This is a genomic window from Acinetobacter populi, assembly GCF_002174125.1.
Taxonomy (GTDB): Bacteria; Pseudomonadota; Gammaproteobacteria; order Pseudomonadales; family Moraxellaceae; genus Acinetobacter; species Acinetobacter populi.
In genome coordinates this window covers 15,171-31,123 of sequence record NZ_NEXX01000005.1, presented here as the reverse complement: position 1 = coordinate 31,123, position 15,953 = coordinate 15,171, and the positions used below count along the sequence as shown (strand labels likewise).

The 15,953-nt window shown below is 40.3% G+C and carries 13 protein-coding genes and 1 pseudogene; 10 read left to right on the top strand and 4 right to left on the bottom strand.

From position 1 onward, the window contains the following. Window positions 1-8: 8 nt before the first annotated feature. Complete coding sequence (locus tag CAP51_RS12895) at window positions 9-1,253, bottom strand: flavin-containing monooxygenase (RefSeq protein WP_087621186.1); 1,245 nt, start codon at window positions 1,251-1,253, stop codon at window positions 9-11. Window positions 1,254-1,551: 298 nt separating this feature from the next. Here CAP51_RS12895 and CAP51_RS12890 point away from each other — a divergent pair, with 298 nt between their 5' ends. The 6 genes and pseudogenes from CAP51_RS12890 to CAP51_RS17715 all read left to right on the top strand — a co-directional run bounded on the left by CAP51_RS12890 (window position 1,552) and on the right by CAP51_RS17715 (window position 6,468). Continuing rightward, window positions 1,552-1,965: a RidA family protein gene (locus tag CAP51_RS12890; protein ID WP_087621185.1), complete on the top strand. Its 414-nt coding sequence runs from the start codon at window positions 1,552-1,554 to the stop codon at window positions 1,963-1,965. A 16-nt stretch (window positions 1,966-1,981) separates the two neighbouring features. Next, window positions 1,982-2,656 carry a DUF1028 domain-containing protein gene (locus CAP51_RS12885; protein ID WP_087621184.1) on the top strand — a complete coding sequence of 225 codons (675 nt, stop codon included), beginning with the start codon at window positions 1,982-1,984 and terminating at the stop codon, window positions 2,654-2,656. A 29-nt stretch (window positions 2,657-2,685) separates the two neighbouring features. After that, the gene (locus CAP51_RS12880; protein WP_087621183.1) at window positions 2,686-3,657 is read left to right on the top strand and encodes a LysR family transcriptional regulator; all 972 of its coding nucleotides are present in this window, start codon (window positions 2,686-2,688) and stop codon (window positions 3,655-3,657) included. Next, on the top strand, window positions 3,657-4,793 hold the full coding sequence (gene argE, locus CAP51_RS12875; RefSeq protein ID WP_087621182.1) for an acetylornithine deacetylase: 1,137 nt from the start codon (window positions 3,657-3,659) through the stop codon (window positions 4,791-4,793). Before CAP51_RS12880 ends, argE begins: the two co-directional genes overlap by 1 nt. 163 nt (window positions 4,794-4,956) lie before the next feature. Continuing rightward, a pseudogene (locus tag CAP51_RS17720) lies at window positions 4,957-5,607 on the top strand (amino acid ABC transporter permease); the annotation flags it as partial. A gap of 138 nt (window positions 5,608-5,745) precedes the next feature. Further along, on the top strand, window positions 5,746-6,468 hold the full coding sequence (locus CAP51_RS17715; protein ID WP_228150450.1) for an amino acid ABC transporter ATP-binding protein: 723 nt from the start codon (window positions 5,746-5,748) through the stop codon (window positions 6,466-6,468). 258 nt (window positions 6,469-6,726) lie between these two features. Here the strand turns inward: CAP51_RS17715 and CAP51_RS12865 are convergent, their stop codons facing one another. Then, a complete protein-coding gene (locus tag CAP51_RS12865) occupies window positions 6,727-7,449 on the bottom strand; it encodes a class II aldolase and adducin N-terminal domain-containing protein (RefSeq protein WP_087621180.1) in 723 nt (240 codons plus the stop codon). A 178-nt stretch (window positions 7,450-7,627) separates the two neighbouring features. Here CAP51_RS12865 and CAP51_RS12860 point away from each other — a divergent pair, with 178 nt between their 5' ends. Continuing rightward, window positions 7,628-8,491: an ABC transporter substrate-binding protein gene (locus CAP51_RS12860; RefSeq protein ID WP_087621179.1), complete on the top strand. Its 864-nt coding sequence runs from the start codon at window positions 7,628-7,630 to the stop codon at window positions 8,489-8,491. A 172-nt stretch (window positions 8,492-8,663) separates the two neighbouring features. Here CAP51_RS12860 and CAP51_RS12855 read toward each other — a convergent pair whose 3' ends face one another. Next, window positions 8,664-9,329: a TetR/AcrR family transcriptional regulator gene (locus CAP51_RS12855; RefSeq protein WP_087621178.1), complete on the bottom strand. Its 666-nt coding sequence runs from the start codon at window positions 9,327-9,329 to the stop codon at window positions 8,664-8,666. Window positions 9,330-9,526: 197 nt separating this feature from the next. Here CAP51_RS12855 and CAP51_RS12850 point away from each other — a divergent pair, with 197 nt between their 5' ends. The 3 genes from CAP51_RS12850 to CAP51_RS12840 all read left to right on the top strand — a co-directional run bounded on the left by CAP51_RS12850 (window position 9,527) and on the right by CAP51_RS12840 (window position 14,917). Beyond that, window positions 9,527-10,867, top strand: coding sequence for an LLM class flavin-dependent oxidoreductase (locus CAP51_RS12850; RefSeq protein WP_087621177.1), 1,341 nt, complete (start codon window positions 9,527-9,529; stop codon window positions 10,865-10,867). Next, window positions 10,854-12,251 (top strand): MFS transporter, encoded by a 1,398-nt coding sequence (locus CAP51_RS12845; protein WP_087621176.1) that lies wholly within the window; start codon window positions 10,854-10,856, stop codon window positions 12,249-12,251. The genes CAP51_RS12850 and CAP51_RS12845 overlap by 14 nt, the downstream gene beginning before the upstream one ends. A 206-nt stretch (window positions 12,252-12,457) precedes the next feature. Further along, window positions 12,458-14,917: a TonB-dependent receptor gene (locus CAP51_RS12840; protein WP_245809157.1), complete on the top strand. Its 2,460-nt coding sequence runs from the start codon at window positions 12,458-12,460 to the stop codon at window positions 14,915-14,917. Window positions 14,918-15,039: 122 nt separating this feature from the next. Here CAP51_RS12840 and CAP51_RS12835 read toward each other — a convergent pair whose 3' ends face one another. After that, window positions 15,040-15,732, bottom strand: coding sequence for a GntR family transcriptional regulator (locus tag CAP51_RS12835; protein WP_171294790.1), 693 nt, complete (start codon window positions 15,730-15,732; stop codon window positions 15,040-15,042). Window positions 15,733-15,953 lie beyond the last annotated feature (221 nt).

The following is a 15,953-nucleotide window of genomic DNA, read 5'->3' as shown; positions in this document are numbered from 1 at the left end:
CTCGATTATTAAGGCGTATAGCTCATGTATTTGCGTTGGATATTGATGTGATCGGCAATGCGTTTTGCATCATGCCAGACTCCCCAGATAAAACTGGAACCCCGACCAGTCAGATAAGGTAAACCTAGAAAGTAAATGCCTGCTTGATTGGTAATACCTTGCTTATGTTTTGGTTTTTTATTGTCATCAAAGATATCTAGTTCAAGCCAGTCATAATCATAACCAAAGCCTGATGCCCAAATAATACTGGTGATATTTTGCTGTGCCAGATCAAGTTCCAGAATAAGATTTTTTACACATTCAGGGTCATCAAGTAAGATTCGTGCTTCGGGATCTTCGGGCAAATCCAGTCCACTATTGGTAATAAATGCATCTGCCTCATCTAGAAGTTTTAAATAATTTTCCTCTCCCTGATGAATATTATCTGCTAAGTCTGCTAGAAAACTGACTTTCCCATTATCAAATGCTTTGGTCATGCCAAGTAAGGTAATGCCTTGTTGTGCAAGCTTTTTAAAATCTACAGTGTGGCCGCCCTGCGCACCGCTGACAGCAAAACCTTTGAGAGGACCATTATCCGGTTTTTCTGCTTCCCAGCCACCAAGTACACCTAACCACCAAACATTATCCCGACCGCGATAACGACGGGGTGGACGTTCATGTTTGCCAACAGATAAAAATACTTGTTTGCCAGCACGATTTAATTCGTCAGCAATCTGCACTCCCGAAGATCCTGCACCAATCACCAATACATTGCCTTCTGGTAGCTGCTCAGGATTTTTATATTGATCTGAATGAATCTGGTATACTTTTTCATCTTTTGGTGCGATTGCCGGAATCACTGCTTTTTGAAAAGGTCCGGTGGCAATGACGACGCGCTGTGCCTCAATTTTTCCATGAGAAGTTTTGATCTGATAAGTCGAAGATTGTTCTTTCTTGCTGACTTTCAGCGCTTCTACTCCAGTATAAATCGGCGCATTAATTTTTTTTGCATAAGCTTCAAAATAATCAGCAACCTGATCATGATGTACAAAGCTTTCTGGTGCTGAAGAAAACTCCATGCCCGGAAAACGATCATGCCAGCATGGCCCATTTGCGACCAGTGAATCCCAGCGTCTGCTGCGCCATGCTTCCGCAATTCTGGCTTTTTCTAGGACCACATGTGCAATATTCAATGTGCCAAGATGTTCACTCATGGCTACGCCTGCCTGACCACCACCGATCACCACCGTATCTATTTGTTCTGGTAAATTCATGATTAATCCTAAATTTTTGATTGATCTATAAGCTTCAGGCTTGCATTGCAAAATATATTCTCTTTAACAGAGCAGCCCATAAATATGTTGTTTTGATCTTAGAAAGTTGTTTAAAAAAATGAAAATCACATATCCAAAAGGACTGAATCAAAAAAAACGAATCGCTCGGAATGTGAGCATCTTCTATTAAATTGAGTTTTTAGTACGGATTATCTGAATTAGAAGCAAGGAAAATAGAAATTGAGTTGAGAAATGGGATCCGCATACTAGAAAGTGTAATAAAACACAGGATCGCAACATGAAACATACTCGTATTCGTACCTTTAATACCAAAGAAACTTACCCAGAACAAAATCTTGATAATGACTTGTGTCAGGCGGTTGTGGCGCGTGGCTCTACAGTTTTTCTACGTGGACAAATTGGGCAAAATATTGATACTTCCGAAAATGTCTGTATTGGTAATGCCAAAGGTCAGGCAGAACAAGCGATGTATAATATTGATATGCTCCTTAAAGAAGCGGGTGGTGAATTACAGGATATTTGTAAAATTACCATTTATATTATTGATCCACGCTACCGTGAAGACGTTTATTGTGTCGTTGGAAAATGGCTTAAAGGGGTTTTCCCTGTTTCTACTGGGATCGTGGTTTCTGCACTGGCACGTCCGGAATGGTTGGTTGAAATTGATGCGACTGCTGTGATTCCAGACTAATCATCAGGAGAGGTGTATGACATTTTCCATTGTGGCACGTTGTAAAACCACAGGACAATTGGGTGCTGCTGTGAGTTCTTCCTCACCTGCAGTTGCCTCACGCTGTATTCGTGCCAAAGCTGGTGTAGGCGTGGCAGCCAGTCAAAATATTACTGATCCGCATTTGGCGAATATTCTGCTTGATTTAATCAAATATGATGTTTCCCCGAATGATGCGATTCAGGAACTGGTAGCCAATACAGATTTTATTGAATATCGTCAATTACTTGTACTTAATATGCAAGGTCAGGTTGCTGCATATAGTGGCGAAAAAACACTAGGTATTTATCACGCCCATACGGGTCAGGATGTGGCTTGTGCAGGTAATTTATTGGCAAATCCAAATGTTCCACAAGCCATGTGTCAAGCCTTTGAGCAAAGTCAGGGATGTTTAGCTGAACGGTTATTACTTGCTATGCAGGCAGGTCTTGCCGCAGGTGGTGAGGCTGGCAGTGTTCATTCAGCTGGTATACTGGTCGTGGACAAAGTTCAGTGGCCTATTGTAGATTTACGCGTCGATTGGTCTGAATCTGATCCAATCGGAGAGCTCTACAACATATGGAAAATTTATCAACCACAAGTTGAGGATTATGTGTTACGTGCCCTGAATCCATCCTCCTCACCAAGTTACGGCGTTCCAGGTGATCCATAATTTGCAGTAACTCAATGGAATAATCAAACGTGTTAAATCGTATTTCGCTACGCCAGATGGAATATTTTGTTGCCACCGCAGAAAGTGGCAGCATTATTATTGCCTCAGAAAAAATTCATGTATCTTCACCCTCAATTTCTGCTGCAATTGCACATATTGAATCAGAACTTCAGGTTCAATTATTTATTCGGCAACATGCCAAAGGATTGATTCTGACCAATATTGGCGAACAAGTGATGAAAGAATGCCAGCAAATTTTATCACAGGCTGGCAGTCTATATTCATTGGCAGCTAATTTCTCTGGTTCGATTCGTGGCCCATTAAAACTGGGCTGTTTTACTGCATTTGCACCGATGTTATATGCAGAAATTATTCATGGATTTAGTAACTTATATAAAAGTGTTGACCTGGATGTCTGTGAGGGTGATCAGGAAATTTTGATTAATGGTTTATTGCGGAATGTGCTGGATGTGGTTTTAACATATGATCTTAATATTGATGAAAATTTACTCCATTTTGAATCATTGGCATCGTTACCGCCCTATGCATTATTTAGTGAAGAACATCCTTTGGCACATGCACCCGCAGTAACGATGGAAGAGCTGGCAGCCTATCCAATGATTTTATTGGATATGCCTTATAGTAATGATTATTTTATTTCATTATTTAAAAATAGAAATTTGAATCCACAAATCATTAAAACTTCCAAAAATTCGGAAGTAGTTCGTGCCATGGTTGCCAATAATATTGGCTATAGCATTTTAAATGTTCGACCAAAAATTAATTATTCCTTAGATGGCAAACGACTGGTTCGTGTGAGAATTTCAGGCGAACAGCGTCCAATGCATATCGGTTTGGTCACTGCAAAAAATGTCATTCTCAATACGGTTGCCCAAGCATTTATTAGTCGTTGTCGAGCCTTTATTTCTGATCAATATATTCCGGGTATGGGTGCACCACATTTTTATGATCCACATATCCGTACAAAGGAAGACGAATAATGTCTGATCTTCAAAGTACAATGCTACTTAAACAACTGATTGCTTTTGACACTACTTCATACAAAAGTAATCTGGAACTTATTTATTTTGTAAAACAATTGCTGGAAGATCATGGTATTGAGGTAAGACTACAATTCAATCCAGAAATGAGCAAAGCCTGCTTACTTGCCAGTATTGGCCCTAAAGATGTATCAGGCATTTTACTCTCGGGGCATACCGATGTGGTGCCTGTTGAGGGGCAGGACTGGCATAGTGATCCATTTGTTGCGCTGGAAAAAGACGGTAAAATTTATGGACGTGGTTGCGCTGATATGAAAGGGTTTATCGCCTGTGCTTTAAATGTGATGTTACATGCCAGCACGCAAATCCTGAGTAAACCGTTACATCTATGCCTGTCCTATGATGAAGAAATTGGCTGTATTGGTGTACGAGAGATTTTACAGCATTTGTCAGAATATATGATTCCACCCATTTGTTGTGTCATTGGCGAGCCTACCTTAATGCAAATTGCAACGGGACATAAAGGTAAAGCAGTATTTAAAGCCATGTGCACAGGACAGGAAGGACATTCTGCGCTTGCACCACAATTTACCAATGCTATTCATGTGGCCAATGCATTGATCAATTCAATTGTTGATACCCAGCAACACATTGCCCAAGCAGGTGAACAGGATAGTGATTATGATGTGCCATATTCCACACTTCATATTGGCAAAATTGAAGGTGGTAAAGCCTTAAATATTGTTCCCAATCAATGTATTGTCGATTATGAAATTAGGAATATTGCACAGGACAGCAGTGATCAAATTCAGGGAAAAATTCAACAACATCCTGCTTTGGATAGCTTTAAAAAGTTTGTTCATATTGAAGAAGTCAATCAATATCCCGGCTTATTAACCTCGCCAACCGTTCAAGCTGTTAAATTTATGCAAAGCTTGCTGCCAGAAAATACCCAGACAGGTAAAATTTCCTTTGGTACAGAAGGTGGATTATTTGCCAATCAATTACATTGTCCAGTCCTTGTGTGTGGTCCCGGCTCAATTACAGTGGCACATAAACCTGATGAGTTTGTAGAAATTAATCAGTTAATACAATGTGATGTATTTTTGCATAAACTGCTGCAAAGCCTGCAATAAAAGTGTTTTAGGCTATTATCATCCCAACCTGAACCATTTTTTTGTTCATATTTTTTAGATTCATATTTTCCACATGGTTACATCACGATTTAGAAATTACTTATTAAAAGCAAATCCGCTATAAAAATAATAAGTAAAAATTTTACAGATTCTGGAGGTTTGAATGGAGTTCAATTGGGCTTACGCATTCAGTTTATTAACCAATCATGATTTTTGGAAGGCCACACTTACAGTCATTGAACTCAGTGTTCTGGTATGGGTTTTAGGGATTGTATTTGGTTTTGTGCTGGCATTGGCAAAGCAATCAAAATTTAAGATTCTATCTAAAGGTAGCAGTCTTTATATTTGGTTTTTTAGAAGTTTACCCTTATTGGTCTTATTGGTATTTATCTATAATCTGCCACAAATTTATCCATCGAGCAGTGTCTTATTGGCTTCACCGTTTATTTCCGGTTTGCTGGCCATGGCATTAAGTGAGGCGGCCTATATTGCCGAAATTCACCGAGGCGGTTTAAATTCCATTGCCAAGGGCCAAATAGAGGCGGGTAAAGCGCTCGGTCTTAAATATACAGGTATTCAACGTCTGATTGTTATTCCACAAGCTTTACGAATTGCGCTGCCAACCTTAGGCAATGAATATGTCACTATTGTAAAACTCACATCACTGGTTTCAGTGATCTCCCTGACTGAGATTTTACTGGTCGGTCAACGCCTATATACACAAAACTTTTTGGTTATGGAAACCATGCTGGCAGTGGCATTTTACTATGTGCTGATTGTTACTGTCTTTGGGTGGCTGATGAACTGGCTGGAAAAACGCATGGATGTAAGTCGTAAAACGCCCGGGTTACTTCAGGATAACGATCCTCTTCTGTCAGATATTTCCAATGCCTCCATTTCAAAACGCAAGGAAATTATTTCGGAACAACAAGGTAAATATGCACTCGAAGCCATTGATATTCATAAATCCTATGGCGATCATGAGGTGTTGAAAGGGATTAATTTGAATGTGAAATGGGGAGAAGTCATTTCCATTATTGGGCCATCTGGATCAGGAAAAACGACATTTATCCGCACCTTAAATGGTCTGGAAAAACTCAATCACGGTACCGTTAACCTACTGGGTCATCCATTTTTAAAAGATCAAAGTATCACTGATGAATCTGTACAATATAAATCACAAATTATTCATGTCGGGATGGTCTTTCAGAGTTTTAACCTGTTTCCCCATAAAACCATTCTGGAAAATGTAATGTTGGCACCGCAATACCATCAGTTGGATACGCCAATGGCCAATAAGGTCACAGCATTGGCGATGCTAGAAAAAGTGGGGATGAAGCAACATGCCAAAAAATATCCTCACCAACTGTCGGGTGGACAACAGCAACGTGTTGCCATTGCTCGTGCATTGGCAATGCATCCATCAGTAATTTTGTTTGATGAGCCCACTTCAGCACTGGATCCGGAATTGGTGAGTGAAGTACTTAAAGTGATTGAAGAATTGGCCAAGGAAGGGTTGACCATGATCATCGTCACTCATGAGATGAACTTTGCTTTTAAAGTTTCTGATCGGGTAGTCTTTATGGAAAATGGTTATGTTGTTGCCAATGATAGTCCGGATAATCTATTGAAATCTGAAAATAATCGCCTACAAAACTTTATTCAAAAGAATTAAGCATTTAAAATTAAATAGATGTTTTGCTAAAGATGCAGGGTAATTTTATTTACTCTGCTTTTTTATGTGGTTCTCATTCTAAAATTATCATTCATATTTTCTGTGTCCAAAGCTATTCAGAATATGACATAAATGGTGGTATTGATAGAAAATTATAATTGCCAGTGATTGCATTGATAATATAAAACGCCAGATAAAATTTATCTGGCGTTTGCTTGAAATAAGTATCAGGCTTTTTAGGAAGACAGATAAAAAATCTTAATCCATAAAGCTAGGATCTTCCTCAGCCAATAAACATTTCATTTCGGTAAAATGTGCCTCACTAAAATTTTCGATTTTTTCCCAATCTTGCGCTGTTTTTTCGGCAACATCGTCATCTAGAGTTTTTAATGTTTGGCCTGTTGAATAGGCTGTAGTGAGGATCTGACATGCACGTTCAATGGTATACATATCATCAAAAGCCACGCCGATAGAATGTGACCCAATTAATATGCCATGATTCCCCATCATTAAGCGTTTCTTATCTTGTAAAATATTGGCAAGACGTTGTCCTTCAGCTTTAGAATCAGCCATGCCCCCATATTGGGAATCATAAGCAACCCGATTAAAATAACGTGCCGTATTTTGATCAATGGGAATAATTTCTGGGTGATTTAAGCAGGAAATCGCTGTTGAAAATATGGGATGTAAATGTAACACTACACGGACATCGGGTCTTAGACGATGGATTTGACCATGGATTGCCCATGCTGTTGGATCAATTTCACCACGATTAAAACTACTGACATCGTCTGCATCTACTAAAATCAGATCACTGGCTTTAATTCTGGAAAAATGTTTCCATTTGGGATTAAGTAAAAATTTTCTACCATCTTCTGAAACTGCTGCACTAAAATGATTGGCTACAGCTTCATGCATCCCCATTTTGGCAAATAACCGAAAACATGCTGCTAAATCAATACGGATTTGCTTTTCATCCACAGGTGTATACTCTCAAGAACTTATTGAATTTATTCTATAGATTTTTGGCTTCATGCTGGATCGGATTTTTAATAACCATACATAGGAATTTCAAAATTACTTTCCATTCAAAACTTGAGTATAACTATTCATAACAGATATCAAGTAAATATCACACGATTTAACCGGAATCCTTACTATGCGTATTATGAAATATTCTCTTTATCCATTTTTGGCATTATTACTTGCTGGTGGTTTAACTGCATGTAATAAAGACACTTCTTCAACCCAAAATAGTGATGCTTCAACAACTGATCAAGTAAAAGTGATTAATATCGGTTCAGACATGACTTTTCCACCTTTTGAATATATCGAAAATAGTCAACCGAGTGGATTTGATATTGATTTAATGAATGGAATATTACAGCAATCTTCTGCAAGTGCAAACTTTATAGATACACGGTTTTCAAATTTAATTCCTGGTCTAGAGGGCAAAAAATTTGATGCTGTGATTTCAGGGATGTACATCACAGCGGAACGTCTGAAAAAAGTAGATATGGTTCCTTATTTTAAATCTACTGAATCGGTGACTGTACTCAGTAACTCTAGTTACAAACCGAAAGTCCGTGATGATTTATGTGGTAAAACTATTGCAACACAAAAAGGCTCATTATATCCGGATCAACTGAATCAAATTTCCCAAGAAAGCTGTCTTGCAAAAGGTAAAGCAGCCATTACTGTTCGTGAATTTGATACATCACCACAGGCTGTACAAGCTGTATTGGCAAAAGCTGCTGATGCACAATATGATGATAGCAGTGTGGCGCGTAATACCGTCAAAAAACTCAATGGCAAAGTAGAAATTACTTCCACAGAACCATTTTTTCCATTTATTGGTGGTATTGCTGTACGTAAGGGCGATACAGTTACCTATAATTTAATTAATGATGGATTACAAAAGCTAAAACAATCTGGTGAATATGATACTTTAATCCAAAAATATGATTTACAGGCTCCGACTGACGAAGAAATTAAAGTGTTTATGGACGAGGCAAAGTCATAATTTTGATATGCTGGTCAAAGGAAAGATTCTTTTGACCAGTGGTAATAGGGGACATGCTGTCACTTTACCTGTCTCATTGATAATATTTCTTTATTCTCTCTTTAAAAAAGAGCGGAAACTATGATTCTATTTTTTGATTTTTCGCCTGAATCTAAAAAACATAATAATGCAGTTATGGGTTTTTACAGCCATTTAAAAATAATTGCACCGCAGCCTGAACCTGTTGCTTTAACTGTTCGGGCTTAGGGAGATGGTGATCATCACGTAAAAAATAGTAATGTCCCATCACACTCAGTTGAATAAACTGTATGGTCGCAAGCTGAATATTGTCAATGGTGTAATCAGGTAAGTCATTTAACCGCTTGAGAAAATTTTCAACAGGTAGACGGGATTGTTGCATTAAAGGATTAATCACCTGACTCAGACCTTCGATACGATTCATTTCGGCAATGACAATTCGTGCTAGCCCAATATTGTGTGCATCAAGCCATCTACCAGCAATAAATACACCTAAAGCCAATAAATTCTCAGGATTGATTTCTTTATTAATCAGTGTGTGTTCCAGATCCTGAATATATTGCTGGACATGGGATTCTAAAACCGCCAAAAAAAGCCCTTGTTTATTTTGATATTGCCGATAAATGGTGAGTTTTGACACTTTGGCACTTTTTGCAATGCCTTCAATACTTGCCCCCTGAAACCCAAATGCTAAAAAATGCTCAGTGGCGATATGCAGTAAATTCTCATGCAGCACTTCGGAATCCTGACGAGTGGGTCTGCCTGAAAATGTTTTTTTACGGCTTGATGAGGGCTTGAGGTTTTTTTGCAGACTGTTCATTTTCTCAATTCGGTGAATAAAAATAAGATCTTAGCTGGATTAGCCGCATTTTATATCTCAATCAAGAATAACAATATCGTGATTAATTATTTTTTATTTTAATCGCAATCCCTTAATTTAAGCAATAAGTAAACGATACCGTTCACTTAATTTTAAAATGAAGTGAACCCAAATAGAAATAAAACGAAGGCATACACATGACAGATTCCAAACGACAAATCAAGCTGGGGGCTTTTTTACAAAGTGTTGGCCATCATCTGGCAGCATGGCGACATCCGGATGTTGACCCCAAAAATGCAACCCGTCTGGAACACTTAAAGCATCTGGCACAAATTGCCGAACGAGGTAAATTCGATGCGATTTTTTTTGCCGATGGTCTGGGATGGCCGCAAATAGATCCTCAATTACTGGCCAAAGGTGCACCAACTTATTTTTGGGAGCCACTTACAGTTTTATCTGCGATTGCACAAGTGACAAAGAACATTGGGTTAATCAGTACGATTTCGACCAGTTATTTACCGCCTTTTCATCTGGCTCGATTATTTGCTTCTTTGGATCATTTAAGTGGCGGACGGGCGGGCTGGAATCTGGTGACATCTGGTACCGATTTTGAAGCCAATAATTTTAATCTGGAAACTCAGACTGCGCATTTGGAGCGTTATCAAAAAGCACGGGAATATGTCGATGTGGTGAAGGGTTTATGGGATAGCCTGGATGATGATGCATATTTGTTTGATCAGGATTCCGGCAATTTTTTTGAGCCGGAAAAATTACATTATTTAAATCATCGCGGTCAATATTTTTCGGTTGCAGGTCCTTTGCAATCGGCACGACCAGTACAAGGCTATCCGGTGATTGTACAGGCAGGCTCTTCGGAAGATGGTAAAAATCTTGCGGCACAAACTGCCGAAATTGTCTTTACAGCGCAGCAGACATTTGAAGGTGCAAAAGCATTTTATCAGGATATTAAACAGCGTGTTGCCAAAGCTGGACGTGATCCTGATGCGGTCAAGGTCATGCCGGGCATCATGCCTGTGATTGCCGAAACCAGAGAATTGGCACAGCAAAAGTTTGATTATTTACAGTCCTTAATTGATCCGGAAATTGGTATTTCACTGTTGTCGGCATTTATTGGCAATATCGATTTAAGCCAATATTCAATTGATGATCCGGTACCGGATTTTCCTACCACAGAAGGCTGGCAAAGTCGGCAACAATTAATTCTTGAGGTGGCAAAACGTGAAAACTTAACCATTCGTCAATTATATCAAAAAGTGGCAGGGGCACGAGGACATCGTATTTTGATTGGTACAGCAGAAGATATTGCCGATGAGTTGCAATATTTGTTTGAGCAGGGTGCGGCAGACGGCTTTAATATTTTGCCACCGACTTTTCCGCAGGATTTAACTATTTTTGTTGATCAGGTTGTACCGATCTTGCAACAACGCGGCTTATATCGAACGGAATATGAAGGACACACCTTGCGTGAACATCTGGGCTTGGTACGTCCACGGAGTCGATATCATGCGTCCGCATAATGAACTTGGGCAGGTGGATGCCGATAGCCACCAGAAACGCGATCAGCCCAATACAGACATCACTGTTCAAGATTATCTGTTTGGGCGTAAGGCAACGGTTTGGGTTTTTGCGCTGTTATGTCTGTTGATGATATTTGATTTTGCCGATCGTATGATTATCGCCAGTCTATTGCCTTATATCCAGCACGACTGGGCGATTAATGATGCACAGGCGGGTTTTTTAAGTTCCATTTTAACCATCGGCATGGTGCTGTTTGCTTTTCCTGTGTCGATTGTGATTGATCGTTGGCGGCGCATTAAAACGGCCAGTTTAATGGGAATTTTCTGGGGGATTGCTTCGGCTGCGGGAGCTATTACACAAAGCTTTTCACAACTCGCAGCCACCCGATTGTTGGTAGGTGCAGGTGAAGCCGCATATGCACCGGCATCGTATGCGTGGATTAGTGCAGCTTTTCCGCATCGGCGTTTGCAACTGGCATTGGGATTGTTTTCAGCCAGTCAACCGATTGGTATGGCGATCGGTATTGCCCTAGGTGGCTTGATTGCACAGCATTTTGGCTGGCGTTATGCGCTGGGTGTGATGGCGATTCCCGGTATTGTGATTGCTTTATTGCTGTATAAAGGACGGGATTATCGTACGATTTTGCCTAAACTTTTGCCTGCACAGGTTTTTGCTGGAAAAGCTTTAGATTCAGCATCGTCATCAACGGTGCAGCAATTGACCCATCGGCAAGTGATTCGGCAAAACTGGCAATCTATTCGCCAAACCCCTTCTTTATTATTGACCTATCTTGCTGCTGCAATGGCAACCTTGCAATGGGTGCCGATTGTTTTTTTCCTACCCAGTTATTTACATCGTGTTCATCAAATTGAATTGGCAACCGCTTCATTGTTGACCAGTTCAATTTTACTGATCGGCATCGTGACTTTGCCATTGGGTGGCTGGGTGATGGATCGCCTGACACAAAAATATCCCAGCTCAAAATTATATATTGCCGCAGGTGGTTATGCGCTGGCTACGCTCTTATATGTGTTGGCATTTAGCTTGGTGAGTGGTTTATGGCTGCAATTTGCTTTGATTATTGTGGCGGGCGCCTTGCTGACTTTTTGTAGTTCGGCACCGCTTAGTCTAACGCAGGAATTGGTCAGTCCATCGGCACGGGCATTATCTGGGACCACATCGGTGATGACCATTCATTTATTGGGTTCGATTCCCGGTCCTTTTATCGCTGGATTATTGTCGGATAGTTTCGGCTTAACGGTAGCTTTAACCGTTTTACCGCTGGTGAGTGGTGTGTTGGCAACGGTGCTGATTTTATTTGCCTTGCGTTATTACCGCAAAGATTTTGCTCGGGTAGAACGCTACCCACTGGAGGCGGCATGAATAGATTAATTTTGCTGTTTAATACAGGCCTTATCACAATTTTCATTCGTTGGGACAATGCGTCAGCACGATGTTGACGCTCATTTTGATTTAAATCGCTGTTCTAAAGTGGCACGTCGCGGAAGAAGCATAGCTTTCTTTCTCAGCTGAAGTGTGCCTTTAAAAAATTATTGTTGAGATTAAACATTTAAATTGAGGTTAGCATCATGAAACATTTTATGCGGGGAAAATACCTGAATATCGTACAACAGCGTCGGGTATTTACATTGACCAGTTTGGCCATTGCGCTAAGTACAGCATCGGCATGGTCTTGGGCACAGGATACGATAGAGGAAGGGCAGTCGTCATCAAGCTCTCAGCTTCAAACGACTGCGGCAGATGAGGTCATTCAACTTGAAACGGTGGTGGTGACAGCTCGCCGCCGTGCAGAAGCAGAGCAAAATGTCCCGGCACCCATTACCGTGATTAAAGGTAAACAACTGGAAGAAGCCAAGATTTATCAGGTGCAGGATTTACAGCAACAGTTGCCGAATTTTACCTCACAGTTTATTCATGCACGTCAATCCAGTGTGGCTGTGCGCGGGATTGGTAACAATACGGCCAATGAAGGGCTAGAAGGCAGTGTCGGGATTTATCTGGACAATGTGTATCTGGGGCGTCCCGGACAGGCAGTATTTGATTTACTCGATATTGAGCAAGTGGATTTATTGCGTGGACCGCAGGGCACATTATTTGGGAAAAACACTACAGCTGGGGTACTCAATATTACTTCCAAACAACCTGTATTTTATCAGGAGGGCAATGTTGAAATTTCGGCAGGTGAACGCGGTTACAAACAGCTGAAGGGCACATGGAATCAGCCGCTTTCCGATACAGTAGCAGTACGTTTGTCTGGCTATGGCACGCATGATGATGGTTGGCTGGAAAATACCTATAATGGCAAGGACCTCAATGAAATTGATCGTTATGGGCTAAGAGGGCAATTGCTGTTCCAACCCAGTGATGAATTAAGCCTACGGGTAATTGCCGAGCATAATCGGGAAGATTCCAGTACCGGTTCTTTGGTGCCCTATAGCTTTGCACCCTGGAATCCGACAGGCAATCCTGCAAGTTATTTACCTGTAGGGGTAACGGGTTCAAATGCTACCACCTTTGCCGATCGTGCAACCTTATTAGGGGCAAAAAACATCGCCCGCAATCCATATGACTATAAAGTGGATTTTGATGCCGAGCAGCAAGCCAAAATTGACCAAAGTGCCTTATCTGCGGAGCTGAATTGGCAATTAAACGGCTATAAACTGACCTCAATTACAGCATGGCGGGATTGGAATTTTAGCCCTAAAAATGATCTGGACTTTAGCCGACTGGCTGGCATTACTGGTGGTTTTAAGGTCGAACAGGATCAGTTTTCACAGGAAATCCGTTTGGCGTCACCAACAGGCGGTGCAGTTGATTATGTGGTGGGTGCTTATTATTTCTATCAAAATATTGACAGTCGTAATACCTATCAAAATATTGACAGTCGTAATACCTATCAAACTGGCGACAGTGCATTGGCATTGACCACAGCCTATCCGAATAATGCCACACTTGAAGGCTTGGGAAAATCCAAAACGCATAGTTATGCTGCCTTTGGCCAATCGACTTGGCATGTGAATGAGCAATTTGATTTAACCACAGGGCTACGTTATACCTCAGAGAAAAAAACCGGAGAGGTCAATCAATCCGAAGTCAATCCGGCAGCTTATGCAGCTTTAAGTCCTTTATTTCAAAGCTATCATTCGGGTGAGTTATCCCGTCGTGACAACAGTATTGCAGGTTTAATCACAGCTAGTTATCAGTTTAACCCCAATATACTGGGATTTGCGACCTATTCAACCGGGGAAAAATCCGGTGGTTTTAATATCAATAGCGTAGCGACACCGGCTGCCATTTTGGGTAATGATTCACTCAAGATCGAACCTGAAAAAGCGCAGAATTTTGAATTAGGCCTAAAAACCGCATGGTTAGACAATCGTATTTATGCCAATATCAATGCCTTTATCACCAAGCTTAAGGATTATCAAGCGGTCACCAATACTGCAATTGGCAATCAATATATCGGCTTGCTCACCAATGTTGGTGACCTGACCAGTAAAGGTATTGAGGTTGATTTCAAAGCACAGGCGACACGCAATTTAAGTCTGAATTTTAATGCAGCCTATACCGAGGCCACCTTTGATAATGGTACGGCACCGACACCATTTGAAGTGTTTAATGGTCCGGGTGGCACCAATGACAGTGGTTATGGCAAAGGCTATCGGGACATTAAAGGCAATCGGGTCAATGGTGCACCACGCTGGACTGCCAATGTGACGCTACAGCATCAGCATGATGTGTTGGCCAATAGCAAACATTATAGCCTGATCAACTATGGCTGGCGTTCCGAGACCTATGCTGATGTGAATAATTCCGAATATTCCAAAATTCCAAGTTATGGTGTATTGAATTTAACCACTGGCGTACGTATTCCACATGGCGATAATGAAATTGATTTGTCTCTATGGGCGAAAAATGCGCTCGATAAACATTATTTTCTAGGATTGGTTAATTCTGGCAATGGCATGTATGCGGGGTCGGCGGCACAACCAAGAACCATTGGTGCCAGCCTGCGGTATAATTTTTAATAACTTGAGGACGACTGTCAGGCAAATAGGATATCCAGCTTGCCTGACAGGATTAGTCTGTGTAGATTTTCCCTGAATTACATCCATTAAATTTTATATATATATATTACATAGAATGCCGATCAGTTTTGTATTTCCAATAATAGTTCCACTTTATCATCCCGCCAAATCTCAATATCAAACTCAATCACCTGATCCTGCGATTTTGAAATACGTTCGATTTTCACTGCCGATTGATGGGCTGGAATCAGCAAGTGATTTTTTTCTTCATTGGAAATATGAGAATATTTAATCGAAATCTGGCTTGATGAATAATGAATCGCAAAATCATTTTCTACAATATGGACAATCGATTGGCTTAAATCATATTGCAGTAGATTTGCAAACTGTTGATAGGGTAGATAATTATATTCGAGTAGTACCGGAATATCATGAATAAATCTTAATCGCACAATTTCAATAAATTGCAGATTAGCCTGATCTAGGCCAAAAATATCAAGCAGTTGTGCGGTTGCTGGAATAATTGTGCTGGATAATATTTGCGTTGTGGGCACAAAGCCTTGTTGGGTCGTATAATCGCTAAATCCCAATGTTGATTTCAGATCATATTTAATTTTGTGTCGGTTAATCAGCCAGCCAATATTTTTATTTTTAAAAATTTTTCCTTCTGTGCGTAAATTTTCCAGTGCTTTGCGTAGGGTTTCTCTTGAACATTGATATTTTTCGGATAGATTACGTTCAGAAGGTAATAATTGATGATCACTATAGTGCTGCAAATCATTTTCAAGTTGTTTTTGAACGTCTAAATAGCGCATGTCTGGACTTCTAGGATTTGGAAAATGTAAATCAATTGCATAAGGATAGTAAAGAAAAAGTCGAGTCAAAGCTAGCGTTTTAACAGGGCGCATGACGAAAGACGTTTGTAATAATTACTTTTATATGATGATCTCAATTTATTATTTTTTATCAGTATTTTTAGTTGCTTAGCAGGGTGGAAGAAAATGATTAAAGCTGTAATATGCACAGTGTTATATAA